The organism is Sphingomonas sp. 22176, from assembly GCF_052045505.1.
GTDB lineage: Bacteria > Pseudomonadota > Alphaproteobacteria > Sphingomonadales > Sphingomonadaceae > Sphingomonas.
The window spans coordinates 64,235-76,541 of the sequence record NZ_JBQEPL010000004.1 but is presented as its reverse complement, the minus strand read 5'-3'; the positions used below and the strand labels follow the sequence as shown (position 1 = coordinate 76,541).

At 67.8% G+C, this 12,307-nt stretch carries 14 protein-coding genes and 1 tRNA gene; 9 read left to right on the top strand and 6 right to left on the bottom strand.

The window, feature by feature from the left end; genetic code table 11:
* The first annotated feature begins 36 nt into the window (after positions 1–36).
* Positions 37–468, top strand: a complete 432-nt coding sequence (locus ACTJKY_RS14890; protein ID WP_440846915.1) for a DUF488 domain-containing protein — start codon at positions 37–39, stop codon at positions 466–468.
* A gap of 273 nt (positions 469–741) precedes the next feature.
* Positions 742–1,257: a PilZ domain-containing protein gene (locus ACTJKY_RS14885; protein ID WP_440846914.1), complete on the top strand. Its 516-nt coding sequence runs from the start codon at positions 742–744 to the stop codon at positions 1,255–1,257.
* Between the two features lie 19 nt (positions 1,258–1,276).
* Here ACTJKY_RS14885 and ACTJKY_RS14880 read toward each other — a convergent pair whose 3' ends face one another.
* Positions 1,277–2,647, bottom strand: coding sequence for a class II 3-deoxy-7-phosphoheptulonate synthase (locus tag ACTJKY_RS14880; protein WP_183049493.1), 1,371 nt, complete (start codon positions 2,645–2,647; stop codon positions 1,277–1,279).
* A gap of 331 nt (positions 2,648–2,978) precedes the next feature.
* On the opposite strand from ACTJKY_RS14880, the gene ACTJKY_RS14875 reads away from it, so the two are divergent.
* Genes ACTJKY_RS14875 through ACTJKY_RS14865 form a run of 3 tightly spaced genes read left to right on the top strand, consistent with a single transcriptional unit; the run spans position 2,979 to position 5,985 of the window.
* Positions 2,979–4,121 carry an 8-amino-7-oxononanoate synthase gene (locus ACTJKY_RS14875; protein WP_440846913.1) on the top strand — a complete coding sequence of 381 codons (1,143 nt, stop codon included), beginning with the start codon at positions 2,979–2,981 and terminating at the stop codon, positions 4,119–4,121.
* A complete protein-coding gene (bioD, locus tag ACTJKY_RS14870) occupies positions 4,118–4,744 on the top strand; it encodes a dethiobiotin synthase (protein WP_440846912.1) in 627 nt (208 codons plus the stop codon). The genes ACTJKY_RS14875 and bioD overlap by 4 nt, the downstream gene beginning before the upstream one ends.
* Positions 4,744–5,985, top strand: coding sequence for an adenosylmethionine--8-amino-7-oxononanoate transaminase (locus tag ACTJKY_RS14865; RefSeq protein WP_440846911.1), 1,242 nt, complete (start codon positions 4,744–4,746; stop codon positions 5,983–5,985). The genes bioD and ACTJKY_RS14865 overlap by 1 nt, the downstream gene beginning before the upstream one ends.
* On the opposite strand, the gene ACTJKY_RS14860 is transcribed toward ACTJKY_RS14865, so the two are convergent.
* The 4 genes from ACTJKY_RS14860 to ACTJKY_RS14845 form a co-directional block, all read right to left on the bottom strand.
* A complete protein-coding gene (locus ACTJKY_RS14860) occupies positions 5,986–6,396 on the bottom strand; it encodes a TM2 domain-containing protein (protein WP_440846910.1) in 411 nt (136 codons plus the stop codon).
* A gap of 238 nt (positions 6,397–6,634) precedes the next feature.
* Entirely contained in the window at positions 6,635–8,065 is a 1,431-nt protein-coding gene (gene cysS / locus ACTJKY_RS14855) for a cysteine--tRNA ligase (protein ID WP_440846909.1), read from the bottom strand.
* 41 nt (positions 8,066–8,106) lie between these two features.
* On the bottom strand, positions 8,107–8,397 hold the full coding sequence (locus ACTJKY_RS14850; RefSeq protein ID WP_093295076.1) for a hypothetical protein: 291 nt from the start codon (positions 8,395–8,397) through the stop codon (positions 8,107–8,109).
* 3 nt (positions 8,398–8,400) lie between these two features.
* Positions 8,401–8,619 carry a hypothetical protein gene (locus ACTJKY_RS14845; protein ID WP_440846908.1) on the bottom strand — a complete coding sequence of 73 codons (219 nt, stop codon included), beginning with the start codon at positions 8,617–8,619 and terminating at the stop codon, positions 8,401–8,403.
* 200 nt (positions 8,620–8,819) lie between these two features.
* Here ACTJKY_RS14845 and ACTJKY_RS14840 point away from each other — a divergent pair, with 200 nt between their 5' ends.
* Positions 8,820–9,221: a glycine zipper 2TM domain-containing protein gene (locus tag ACTJKY_RS14840; RefSeq protein WP_440846907.1), complete on the top strand. Its 402-nt coding sequence runs from the start codon at positions 8,820–8,822 to the stop codon at positions 9,219–9,221.
* A 94-nt stretch (positions 9,222–9,315) separates the two neighbouring features.
* Here ACTJKY_RS14840 and ACTJKY_RS14835 read toward each other — a convergent pair.
* Positions 9,316–9,389: transfer RNA gene (locus ACTJKY_RS14835), tRNA-Cys, on the bottom strand.
* A 164-nt stretch (positions 9,390–9,553) separates the two neighbouring features.
* On the opposite strand from ACTJKY_RS14835, the gene ACTJKY_RS14830 reads away from it, so the two are divergent.
* From ACTJKY_RS14830 to ACTJKY_RS14820, 3 genes are read left to right on the top strand one after another with little or no spacing between them, the layout of a single operon-like run.
* Entirely contained in the window at positions 9,554–10,237 is a 684-nt protein-coding gene (locus ACTJKY_RS14830) for a protein-L-isoaspartate O-methyltransferase family protein (RefSeq protein ID WP_440846906.1), read from the top strand.
* A 17-nt stretch (positions 10,238–10,254) separates the two neighbouring features.
* Complete coding sequence (locus ACTJKY_RS14825; RefSeq protein ID WP_440846905.1) at positions 10,255–11,808, top strand: TolC family outer membrane protein; 1,554 nt, start codon at positions 10,255–10,257, stop codon at positions 11,806–11,808.
* A 37-nt stretch (positions 11,809–11,845) separates the two neighbouring features.
* Positions 11,846–12,298, top strand: a complete 453-nt coding sequence (locus tag ACTJKY_RS14820; RefSeq protein WP_440846904.1) for a DUF2497 domain-containing protein — start codon at positions 11,846–11,848, stop codon at positions 12,296–12,298.
* Positions 12,299–12,307: the final 9 nt, after the last annotated feature.

The window sequence follows — 12,307 nt, the reverse complement described above, 5'->3', positions numbered from 1 at the left end:
ATAGCGGCATGACGGCGCGATGACAAAGGAGCGAGGATGCGAATCTACACGATCGGCTACGAAGCCACCACCATGGCCGAGTTTCTCGCCGCGCTCACCCGAGCCGGGGTGCAGCGGGTGATCGACGTGCGCGCGCTGCCGCTGTCGCGCCGTCCGGGCTTCTCCAAGTCGAGCCTTGCCGCGAGCCTGCGCGACGCGGGCATCGACTATTTCCATCTCAAGCAACTCGGCACCCCCAAGCGCGGGCGCGACGCGGCGAAGAAGGGCGACGTGGCGACCTTGCGTGAAGTCTATGACGTCCAGCTCGGGCTGCCCGAGGCCCAGGCGCAGGTCGCGCAGATGCATGCGCTGGCGGCGGAGAAGCCGAGCGCCTTGCTCTGCTACGAGCGTGATCCGTGCCATTGCCACCGGACGCTGCTGCTGGAAGCGGAGGGCGATGGGGCGGAGGTGGTAGACCTCTACGCCTGAACCCCGGAAAAGGCCGGGGCAGCCCCGTGAGGCTGCCCCGTTTAGTTCGGGGAGAGTCGACGCGAGGGGGAACGAAACGCGCCGACAAGGGAGCATTTGCCCGGCCCGTGTTGCAGCCGCGTGTCGCTTGTTTGCGATGCAACCCGAAAATTGTCGCGGCCGCGGACAAAGTCTTCGTTAACCATGAACTCTTAAGATAATTTCCGCGGCGTTTACCGCCTCGCAACGCCTGCGCATGCAAAGCGGAGCCCAACGCACGCCAGTGGAGCGCTTATGGGTATCGCGGCACGACTGTATCAGGACGGACGCTGGGCCGAGCGGCACAGCGTCGAACTCGAAGCGACGCTGCGCGATTCGGACTGGGCGCCGGTTGACGTGACGATCGAGGACCTGTCGAACGGCGGCTTCCGCGTCGTCGCGGGCGCCGAGCTCAAGGTGGGCGACGCGATCGCGCTCGGCATCGCTGGGATCGGCACGCGCGAGGCATCGGTCGTGTGGGGCACCGCGGGCATCTATGGCTGCGAGTTCGTCACCCCGCTCAGCGATGCGGACTTGCGCACCGCCGTCTCCGGCCCCGCCGCGACGCCGATCGCCTTCCCCAAGACGCCGCTGCCGACGCCCCAGCCCACCCCGCCGGTGGTCGAGGGGTGGAACGCGTCGGGGAAGGAAGAGAAATTCTCGGTTCGTACCCGGCTGGCGATCATCGTCGGCAGCGCGGTGTTCGCCTGGATGCTGGTCTTCGCGCTCGGCTATGGCCTGTGGGCACTGGCGGGCGCGCTGCTCCGCTGAGCAACGCGCCCTCCGGGCATCAGGCCGCGGCCTTGCGGCGCTCTGCCATTTCGTCGTTGAGCATTTCGGCGAGCAGGAACGCCAGTTCCAGGCTCTGACCCGCGTTGAGGCGCGGGTCGCAATGCGTGTGGTAGCGATCGGCCAGCCCCTGCTCGGTGATCGCGATCGCACCGCCGGTGCATTCGGTCACGTTCTGCCCGGTCATCTCGGCATGGATGCCGCCTGCGAAGGTGCCTTCGGCGCGGTGGACGGCGAAGAAGCCGCGCACCTCGGCGAGGATCCGGTCGAACGGCCGCGTCTTGTAGCCATTGGCCGCCTTGACGACGTTGCCGTGCATCGGATCGCAGCTCCACACCACCGGATGGCCTTCGCGCTTCACCGCGCGGACCAGCTTGGGCAGGCCTGCCTCGATCTTGTCATGGCCATAGCGGGTGATCAGCGTCATCCGCCCCGGCACCCGGCCCGGGTTGAGCGTGTCGAGCAGGCGCAGCAGTGCGTCGGGCTCGAGGCTCGGCCCGCACTTCATCCCGATCGGGTTGCCGATGCCGCGCAGGAACTCGACATGCGCCGAGCCCTCGAAGCGGGTGCGGTCGCCGATCCACAGGAAGTGCGCCGAGGTATCGTACCAGTCACCGGTCAGGCTGTCCTGCCGGGTCAGCGCCTGCTCATAGGGGAGCAGCAGCGCCTCGTGGCTGGTGTAGAAGTCGGTGCCCTTTAGCTGCGGCACGGTATCGGGGTTGATCCCGCACGCTTCCATGAAGTCGAGCGCCTCGCCGATCCGGTCCGCGACATCGGCGAACTTGGCCGACCAGGGGCTCTTGCCCATGAAGTCGAGCGTCCACTTATGCACCTGGTGCAAATTGGCATAGCCGCCATTTGCAAAGGCGCGCAGCAGGTTGAGCGTCGCCGCCGACTGGCTGTAGCCCTGCACCATCCGCTGCGGATCGGGGATGCGCGACTCCGGCGTGAAGGCGATGTCGTTGACATTGTCGCCGCGGTAGCTGGGCAGCTCGACACCATCGATCACCTCGGTATCGGCCGAACGCGGCTTGGCGAACTGGCCCGCCATGCGACCGAGCTTCACCGTCGGCAGCTTGGAGGCGAAGGTGAGCACAACCGCCATCTGCAGGATCACGCGGAAGGTGTCGCGGATGTTGTTGGGGTGGAACTCGGCGAAGCTCTCGGCACAGTCGCCGCCCTGGAGCAGGAAGGCCTCGCCGCGCGCGACCTTGCCCAACTCCGCGGTAAGCTCGCGCGCCTCGCCGGCGAAGACCAGCGGGGGATAGCTGCTCAGCTGCCGGGTGGCGGCGTCGAGCGCGCCCTTGTCCGGATATTGCGGCATCTGGCGCGCTTCGGCGCGCGTCCAGCTATCGGGGGTCCAGCTTGCCATTGCACTCTCCACGTCGCGGACGGCGACGTGCCAGTCCGCATGCTCGGCGATTCCCATCGCCGCTATCTGGTTCATCACCTTGGTATTGGCGCGCTTGCCGTCGGTCTCCCAGCCCTGCACGGTCGAGCCTGGCGTATCGAACCAGGCACCGAAAGCGGCGCGGGTGAGGGTGCGTTCCTCGCGAAACTGGCGGATTTTGGAACCGGCTAACGTCGTCATTCGGGACCCTTACCCGGCTGGGGTAAATGGATGCAAGTGATTTCTTACCCTGGCGGGGTAAAGGTGGGCGGATCGATTGCACGCGGGCGCGGCCGGGTGTAGCCGCGCCGCGATGCACGCATTCGAAGCACACGCGCGCGACCTTGCCGACCTGACGGCCCGTGGCCGCGGGCGCAGGCTGATCCCCCGCGAAGGCGCGGACTTCGCGTCCAACGATTATCTCGGCCTGTCCGACTCGCCCGAACTGCGCGACGCCGTGGCGTCGGCGCTCGCGCGCGGCGTGCCGATCGGCTCGGGCGGTTCGAGGCTGCTCCGCGGCAACCATCCCGAGCACGAAGCGCTGGAGACCGAGGCCGCGGCGTTCTTCGGGCGCGAGTCGGCGCTGTATTTCTCCAGTGGCTATGCGGCCAATGCGGCACTGCTCGCCACTTTGCCCCAGCGCGGTGACCTCGTGTTGTTTGACGCACTCGTCCATGCCAGCGCGCACGAAGGCATGCGCCTCGGCCGGGCGGAAGCACGACAGGCGGCGCACAACGACGTTGCCGCCTTCGCCGAGGCGATCGCTACCTGGCGTCGCGAGGGCGGGGCAGGGCGCGTGTGGATCGCGGTCGAGAGCCTCTACAGCATGGACGGCGATGTCGCGCCGCTCGCCGCGCTGTCGGCGCTCGCCGAGGCCGAGAACGCGATCCTGCTCGTCGACGAGGCGCATGCCACCGGCGTCTGCGGCCCGCAGGGGCAGGGGCTCGCCCATGGCCTGCCGACCGCCAATCTGATCACGCTGCATACCTGCGGCAAGGCGCTGGGCTGCGAGGGGGCGCTGGTCACCGGCCCCGCTATCGTCCGCGACTTCCTCGTCAATCGCGGCCGCGCCTTCATCTTCTCGACCGCGCCGTCGCCGCTGATGGCGGCTGCCGTGCGCGCGGCGCTGCGCATCGTGGCGGAGGGGGACGCTCTCCGGTCCGCGCTGGCCGAGCGGATCGCCGTCGCCCGTGCCGCGCTCGCGCCGCTTGGCGTACCGGCGGGCGACACCCAGATCCTGCCGCTGATCCTCGGCGACGACGTGCGGACCATGGCCGTAGCCGTCGCGCTGCAGGAAAGCGGCTTCGACGTGCGCGGCATCCGCCCGCCTACCGTCCCCGCGGGTACCTCGCGCCTGCGCATCTCGATCACCAACAATGTGTCGCCTGCCCAAATCGCCGCACTCGCGGAACGGCTGGCGACGCTTCTCGCCGCAACCGAGCCCATCGCAGCATGACCCAGACCTTCATCGTCACCGGTACCGATACCGGCATCGGCAAGACCGTGTTCGCCGCCGCCCTCGCGGGTGCCCTCGGCGCCCGCTACTGGAAACCCGTCCAGGCAGGGCTCGACGACGGCAGCGACAGCGAGCGCACCGCGGCACTGTCGGGCCTGCCGATCGGGCACGTCCTCCCCGAGGCCTATCGCCTGGTCACGCCCTGCTCGCCGCATCTTGCCGCCGAGATCGACGGTGTGACGATCGACCCCGATCGCCTGGCGCTGCCGGCGGTCGACGGGCCGCTGGTCGTCGAAGGCGCGGGCGGCGCGCTTGTGCCGGTGACGCGCGAGATCCTCTACGCCGATGTCTTCGCCCGTTGGGCCAAGCCGGTGGTGCTGGTCGCGCGCACCGCGCTCGGGACGATCAACCACAGCCTGCTCTCGATCGAGGCACTCCGCGCGCGGGGCGTGCCGATCCACGGTATCGCGTTCGTCGGCGATCCGGTCGAGGACAGCGAGGTGACCATTGCCGCGATCGGCAAGGTCCAGCGCCTCGGTCGCCTGCCAATGCTGCCCGAGCTGACGCCCGATGCGCTCGCACGCGCCTTCGCCGACGCCTTCGATCTGGCGGACTTCGCCTGATGTCATCGGTTTGGCACCCCTTCACCCAGCACGGGCTGGGCGAGCCGATCCCGATGGTCAGTCACGCGAAGGACGCGCTGATCCACACCGCCGATGGCCGCAGCTTCATCGACGCGGTCTCGTCCTGGTGGGTGACAACGCACGGTCATTGCAACCCGCGCATCATGGCCGCAATCGCCGAACAGGCCGGCAAGCTCGACCAGATCATCTTCGCCGGCTGGACCCACGAACCCGCCGAGACGCTCGCCGCCGGGCTGCGGGAGATCCTGCCCGAGGCGCTGGAACACGTCTTCTTCAGCGACAGCGGTTCCACTGCAGTGGAAGTCGCGCTCAAGATGGCGCTCGGCTATTGGCACAACCGCGGCGAGGACCGCAGCCGCATCCTCGTCCTCGAACACAGCTATCATGGCGATACGATCGGCGGCATGTCGGTCGGTGCGCGGGGCGTGTTCAACCGGCCCTATCAGCCGCTGCTGTTCGACGTCGGCACCATCCCCTTTCCCAGCACGGGCGCCGAACAGGCCACGCTCGACGCGCTGGAAGCGGAGTGCCGCGCCGGTGCTGCGGCGTTCATCGTCGAGCCGCTGGTGCTGGGGGCAGGGGGCATGCTCTTCTATACCCCCGCGCTGCTCGCCGAGATGCGGGCGATTTGCACGCGCCACAACGTGCTCTTCATCGCAGACGAGGTGATGACCGGCTGGGGCCGCACCGGCACGCTGACGGCGTGCGAACAGGCGGGCGTGGTGCCCGACATCCTGTGCCTCTCGAAGGGCATCACCGGCGGCGCGATCCCGCTGGCGGTGACGCTGGCGACCGCGCCGATTTTCCAGGCGCATTTGTCCGAGGATCGCGCGCGGATGTTCTTCCACTCCTCCAGCTACACCGCGAACCCGATCGCCTGTGCGGCCGCCGTGGCCAACCTCGCCATCTGGCGGGACGAGCCGGTGCTGGAGCGGATCGCGCGGCTAGGCGAATGGCAGCAGGCAGCGCTCGACCGGCTGGCCGATGTACCCGGCCTGATCGGCCACCGCCGCATGGGCACGATTGCCGCGCTCGAGATCGAGCAGCCGGAGAATGGCTATCTTTCAGCGATCGCGCCGCGGCTGATGGCGTTCGCACGCGAGCGCGGCGTGCTGCTTCGGCCGCTGGGCAATACCGTGTACGTGATGCCGCCCTACAGCATCACGCGCGAACAGCTTGACCGGGTCTGGGGGCTGGTGCCCGATTTCCTCGCCGCCTGATCAGCGGCGCGGATAGCGGTGGGCGAACTCGGTATCGCTCATCAGCAGATAGCGGATCGCATCGACGAACGCCCAGACGCCGGTGACCAGCGCGCCGACGATGGTGCAGGTGAGCAGCAGCATCACCACGCCCGATCCGGTGCGGCCGAGATAGAAGCGGTGGATGCCAAGCGTGCCCAGGAACAGCGCGAGCACCGCGGCGACGATCTTGCTGCGAGGCTCGCCCGCGGGCACCGGCAGGTCGGCGCCTTCCAGCAGGCGGAAGATGCGGCGGGCGCGCTTGCCGTCGACGTCGAAATCGACCTTGGCGCCGACCGCGGGGTGGCGGCTGTCGCTCCAGTCTTCCTGGGTGAAAACATAGCGGCCGCCATCCTCGCCCGAAATCTGGCCTTCGCCGCTTGACCGATCCACCCCCAACACTTGCCCGCGCATTGCTTCCCCCGAAAAAACGTCGCGTTTTGTGGGGGAGGTTGGCGCGGGATGGCAAGAGGCGATTTGCGTCTGAAGCAAATCCTCCCCCGCCAGGGGGAGGTGGGCCGCGCAGCGGCTCGGAGGGGGAGGACGGACGACGGTTCGAGAGGTTCTGGCATCCTCCCCCTCCGTCGCCTTCGGCGCCACCTCCCCCTGGCGGGGGAGGATACGGCAGTAGTTACAGCGCCGGCTTCCAGTCCCAGCCGAGCGGATCGCCGTCCATCACCTCGATCCCGGCCGCCACGAGATCGTCGCGGATTCGGTCGGAGCGCTGGAAGTCCTTTACCACCCGGGCTTCCTTGCGCTCGACCAGCAGGTCGCCGATTTGCTCGGGCGTAATCGTCGCGCCCTTGGGCTGCACGCGCAGTTCCTCGCGGGTCAGTTCGGCGAGCCGCAGGCCCAGCACCTTGTCGAACTCGGCCAGCGCTGCCAGCCGGTCGGCGGGCGAAGTACGCTTGTCGGCGAGCATCTCGTCGAGCACCGGCAGCGCCTTGGGGGTGTTGAGATCGTCCGACACCGCGGCGTCGAGCTTTTCCAGCCATGCCGCCGGTGCGGTGCCTTCGCCTTCGGCGCGGGCCCGGAGCGCGGTCACCGTGATCACCAGCCGCTTCAGCCGGGTGAGCGCCGCCGCTAGGTTCTCGGCCGAGAATTCCAGCTCGCTACGATACTGCGCCTGCAGGCACAGCAGACGATAGGCGAGGGGATGCACGCCCGCGTCGATCAGCGACTGGAGCGTGGTGAACCCGCCCTTGGACTTGGACATCTTGCCCTGGCGATCGACCAGGAAGTTGTTGTGCATCCAGAAATGCGCGCCGGTGTCGCCGCAGCCGCAAAACGCCTGGTTCTGCGCGATTTCGTTGGGGTGATGGATCTCGCGATGGTCGATGCCGCCGGTATGAATATCGAACGGCGCGCCGAGATACTGGATGCTCATCACCGAGCATTCGAGGTGCCAGCCCGGGGCGCCCTTGCCCCAGGGCGAATCCCATTCCATTTGCCGCTGCTCGCCCGGCGGCGACTTGCGCCAGATCGCGAAGTCCTGCGGGTGGCGCTTGCCGGTCACCGCTTCGATCCGGCCCTCTGCTGCGTCATCGGCAGCACCGGCCAGTCGGCCATAATCGGGAACCGTCGAGACGTCGAAATAGAGGCCCGAGTCGAGCTCGTAGCAATGCTCGGGCGCGATCTTCTCGGCGAAGGCGATCATCTGCTGGATGTGATCGGTCGCGACCGACCATTTGCTCGGTTCGGTGATGTTGAGATCGGCGATATTCTGCTTGAACGCGGCGGTATAGTGCGCGGCGATGTCCCAGATGCTCATCGCCTGGGCGCGCGCGGCCGCTTCCATCTTGTCGTCGCCGGCATCGGCGTCCGAGGTCAGGTGGCCGACATCGGTGATGTTGATGATGTGGGTGAGCGGATAGCCCTTCCAGCGCAGCACCCGGCTCAGCGTATCGGTGAACACATAGGCGCGCAAATTGCCGAGATGGGCGTAGTTGTAGACCGTCGGCCCGCACGAATAGACGCGCACGCCCTTGGCAGGGTCGAGCGGCTGGAACGGCTCGAGCGAACGGGAAAGCGAATTGTAGAGCGTCAGCGGAGCGTCATGCATGGCGTGCGCATAGCGAACAAAAGCCCGACGACAAACCCGCGTTAGTCCGCCAGCGCGGATGCCTCGGCGATCGCGGCGTTGACCATCGCGCTCCAAATGCGGGCGGGATCGTCGCCGGCGGCGCGGCCGGCCTCGATCATCGTCGCGGTCGGCTCGCGGAGCGTGCGGAGCACCGCCATCGCCCGATCGGTCTCGCGCGGCCAGATCGTGTCAACGATTTCGCTCACCGGCCGGCCGAGCTCGCCAGCACCCTCGGCATTGGGGCTCAGCATCTCGGCGGCGATGACCCGGGCGATTCGCTCGATCGGCGAGGTGTTCGAAACGCTGGTCATGGCTCAGGCCGCGAGCGGCGGATGGGCGGGGCGGACATGGAGCGCGCTGCCGCCGACGGTGCCGTGGTGGAGCGGGAGCGCAGTGCCACAGAACGCACACTCGGCCGTCATCCGCCCGACCATCCAGTGCGACTGGCCGCAGCCGGGGCAGGGATTGGTCTCGTGCGGGCGGTAGGCCATGCGATAGCCGGTCAGCGCGCGGCGGATGCCGAAATCGTACATGCGGAAGGTTCCCTCCAAGAGACCGAAAGAACGTTTCCTAGGTGTCATGGTTCCAAGCGCGGGTTGCGCGCCGGCGTCCCGTTCCGGGCCAATGGATTAGCTGAACATTACCTAACGAGCGCATTCAGGCTGCGAACAGCGGCGTTGTGCGAATCAGGCTTCAGACGGCGGCACAGGCTGCCGCCGCGAGGAGATACGAGATGAAGAAGTTTCTGATCGGCGCCACCATGGCTGCCACGCTGATGACCGGTACGATCGCCGCGACGCCGGCGGCCGCTCAGGACTGGGGCTATCGCGACGGCTACAACCATTATGACCGCGACTATCGTGACGGCTACCGGGACGCCCGTGACTATCGGGATTACCGCGACTATCGCGACGACCGTCCGCGCTACGCCTATCGCGGCCGCAACTATCGCCAGCGCTGCAGCGACGGCACCGCGGGCACCATCCTCGGCGCGATCGCCGGTGGCCTGCTGGGCGGCGAGATCGGCCGCGGCAGCTCCTATCGCCGCAGCGGCACCGGCATGATCATCGGTGCGGGTGCAGGTGCGCTGGCCGGCCGCGCGGTAGACGGTGGCGACTGCCGCAACGGCCGCTGATCCCGGCCTACAAGAACGAAAAGGCGTCCGCTGCACGGGGCAGCGGGCGCCCTGTTCGTATCTGCGAAGTGGAGAAGGGCGCATCTGGCGCCGGTGGAGGCCCGAGCCGGAATCGAACCGGCATATACGGATTTGCAGTCCGCTGCGTCACCATTCCGCCATCGGGCCATCCGGAGGTGAGGCGCGGCAAATGCCCTCGGGGTGGGGGTGATGTCAACAGAGTTTCAAAATAACGTCGCACTCGCTTGGCGAGCCCCGCACTCCGCGATAGAAGCCCTGAGACAGCAACAAGTGTATTGCACAACTAATACGGTTGTGCGACAAGCGGAGTGATGATGGCCCTTATGGTCGACCCTGCGCCCCTCGAAGCGCCCCGTTTCGAAGCGATGCGCCACGCCATGGTGGCGAGCCAGCTGCGTACCAACGCAGTGAACGATCCTCGCGTGGTGACGGCGATGTCGCAAGTCCCCCGCGAAGTATTCCTGCCGCCGGAGCAGCGCGCGCTTGCGTACCGCGACACGCTGCTGCCGCTCGGCAATGGCCGCCGCCATGATTCGCCGCTGGCGACGGGCCGGCTGCTGACCGAGGCGGAACTGCAGCCGAGCGACCATGTCCTGCTGATCGGCGCGGCCGGCGGCTATGCCGCGGCGCTGCTCTCGCCGCTGGTGGCATCGGTCGTCGCGCTCGAGGAAGAGCCGGCGCTGGTCGCGATCGCGCGCGGCGGGCTGGCCGGTGCCGCCAATGTCGAGCTGGTCCAGGGCCCGCTCAACGCCGGCTGGGCCGCGCGTGGACCATACGACCTGATCGTGATCGACGGTGCCGTCGAGGAACTGCCGCAGGCGATCGTCGACCAGGTCAAGGTCGGCGGCCGTATTGTCACTGGCGTGATCGACCGCGGCGTGACGCGGTTGGCGCTCGGCCGCCGTACCGAGGGGGGCTTCGGTCTGGCGGATTTCCTGGACATCGAAGTGGCGACGCTTCCCGGCTTTGAAAAACCGAGAAAATTTACCTTTTAACCTTAAAAGCGGGGCTCATGCGACTGAACATTTTGCTCATTGGTGTGAGCCTCGTTTCCCTCGGGGCGCCTGCGTACGCACAGACCGCGCCCAGCGGCCGCCAGGACGTGCCGTCCCCCGGCGCCAAGACCGCTGCGCCGACGACGACGCTGCAGGACGCGCTGGCCCAGGCCTATGCGACCAATCCGGACATCCAGACTCAGCGCGCCAACCAGCGCGCGAACGACGAGAATGTGCCGATCGCCCGCTCGCAGGGGCTGCCCGGTCTCAGCGCGAGCGGCTCCGCGAACGACAGCCTGTACAATACCAATGCCAGCGCACTGACGCCATCGCGTCAGGCGCAGCTTGGCGTCAATCTGTCGCAGCCCATCTATAGCGGCGGCAGCATCCGCAATTCGGTACGCGCCGCCGAGGTGCGGGTGAATGCCGGCCGCGCAAACTTGCGTGGCAGCGAGGCGGACATCTTCACCCAGACGGTAACCGCTTATCTTAACGTCATTCGCGACGAATCGATCGTCCGACTCAACCAGGAAAACGTCCACGTCCTCGAGGTGAACCTCCAGGCGACCCGCGACCGATTCCAAGTGGGCGACCTGACCCGCACGGACGTTGCCCAGTCCGAGGCGCGCCTGGCGCTTGCTCAGTCGCAGCTGCGCAGCGCCGAGGCGCAGCTGATCGGCAGCCGCGAGACCTATATCCAGGTCGTCGGCACGCCGCCGGGCATACTCGCGCCGCCGCCGGCGCTGCCCAATCTGCCGCAGGACGTGCAGACCGCCGAGCAGGTGGCGCTTGCCAACAACCCGTTCCTCGAAGCCGCGCAACTCGCCCGCGATGCGTCGCGCTACGATACCCGCGTCGCAAAGGCGGGTCGCCTGCCGCAGGTGAGCGTCGGCGCCGGCGGCACCTACCAGAATTATCTCGGTTCCGTGGGCGACATCGGGCGCCGTGCCGGCCTCACTCCTACGGCAACTACCGCCACGGTAGGCGTGCAGGTCTCCCTGCCGCTGTTCCAGGGCGGCCGCCCGGCCGCCCAGGTCCGTCAGGCGCAGGCGCGCGAGGGCGCGGCGATCGAGACGGTGACACTCACCGAACGCGGCGTGATCGCCCAGGCGCGCTCGTCCTACGCCAGCTACCAGGCCGCGCTGCGGGTGATCGAATCGTCGCGTACCGCAGTGCAGGCCAACCAGCTCAGCCTCGAAGGCGTGCGCGCGGAGAACAGCGTCGGCACTCGCACGATCCTGGACATCCTCAACGCCGAGCAGGAACTGCTCAACTCGCAGGTGCAATATGTCACCGCCGAGCGCGACGCCTATGTCGCAGGGTTCAGCCTGCTTGCCGCCATGGGCCGGGCCCAGGCCAAGGATCTCAACTTCGACAGCCGCCTGCTCTACGATCCGGCGGTCAATTACGCCCGCGTGCGCAACCGCATCAACGACTGGCGCGACGACAAGGCGCCCCAGCCGGTGGCGACCAGCACCCGCAGCACGCCGGCGCAGAGTGCGGTGGTGATCGGCGCGCCGCTCGATCCGACGCTGCAGCGTCCGGTTGACAGCGACCGCCCCAATCCCTGATTGAGGGCGTTCGCACTCAAACGCCAGGATGGACGCGATGGGGACTGCCAGCAGCGAGCCGTCGATGGAGGAAATCCTCGCATCGATCAAACGGATCATCGCCGACGACGAACCCGGCGCGTTCGCCCGCGGCCGTCCGCTGCGGGCGGTGCCCGAAGCCGAGGTCGAGCACGAAGCAGAGGAACCGTTGGTCGAGCCTCCGCATGAGGATGTGCTGGAATTGCACGAGCCGATCGCGGAGGAGCCCGCACCGGTCGCAGCGCCAGCGGACCCTATCCTCTCCGATCGCGTCGCCGAGGCCAGCCGCGAGAAACTCGAGGCGCTGTCGCGGCTGATCGTCAAGCCGCAGGTGCCGGGATCGGACACGCTGGAGGGCTTGGTCCGCGAGATGCTCAAGCCGATGTTGCGCGACTGGCTGGACCAGAACCTGCCGCAGTTGGTTGAGCAGATCGTCGCGCGCGAGATCGCCCGGATCACCGGCACCCGCTGAACCGCACAT

Bases quoted from the DNA above. Each gene is read 5' to 3' on its own strand.
- ACTJKY_RS14865 (WP_440846911.1), top strand. From the start codon at position 4,744: ATGTCATCGGTTTGGCACCCCTTCACCCAGCACGGGCTGGGCGAGCCG.
- ACTJKY_RS14845 (WP_440846908.1), bottom strand. From the start codon at position 8,619: ATGTACGATTTCGGCATCCGCCGCGCGCTGACCGGCTATCGCATGGCC.
- ACTJKY_RS14830 (WP_440846906.1), top strand. From the start codon at position 9,554: ATGATGGCCCTTATGGTCGACCCTGCGCCCCTCGAAGCGCCCCGTTTC.
- ACTJKY_RS14880 (WP_183049493.1), bottom strand. From the start codon at position 2,647: ATGGCAAGCTGGACCCCCGATAGCTGGACGCGCGCCGAAGCGCGCCAG.
- cysS (WP_440846909.1), bottom strand. From the start codon at position 8,065: ATGCATGACGCTCCGCTGACGCTCTACAATTCGCTTTCCCGTTCGCTC.
- ACTJKY_RS14850 (WP_093295076.1), bottom strand. From the start codon at position 8,397: ATGACCAGCGTTTCGAACACCTCGCCGATCGAGCGAATCGCCCGGGTC.
- ACTJKY_RS14820 (WP_440846904.1), top strand. From the start codon at position 11,846: ATGGGGACTGCCAGCAGCGAGCCGTCGATGGAGGAAATCCTCGCATCG.
- ACTJKY_RS14890 (WP_440846915.1), top strand. From the start codon at position 37: ATGCGAATCTACACGATCGGCTACGAAGCCACCACCATGGCCGAGTTT.
- ACTJKY_RS14825 (WP_440846905.1), top strand. From the start codon at position 10,255: ATGCGACTGAACATTTTGCTCATTGGTGTGAGCCTCGTTTCCCTCGGG.
- ACTJKY_RS14885 (WP_440846914.1), top strand. From the start codon at position 742: ATGGGTATCGCGGCACGACTGTATCAGGACGGACGCTGGGCCGAGCGG.
- ACTJKY_RS14840 (WP_440846907.1), top strand. From the start codon at position 8,820: ATGAAGAAGTTTCTGATCGGCGCCACCATGGCTGCCACGCTGATGACC.
- bioD (WP_440846912.1), top strand. From the start codon at position 4,118: ATGACCCAGACCTTCATCGTCACCGGTACCGATACCGGCATCGGCAAG.
- ACTJKY_RS14875 (WP_440846913.1), top strand. From the start codon at position 2,979: ATGCACGCATTCGAAGCACACGCGCGCGACCTTGCCGACCTGACGGCC.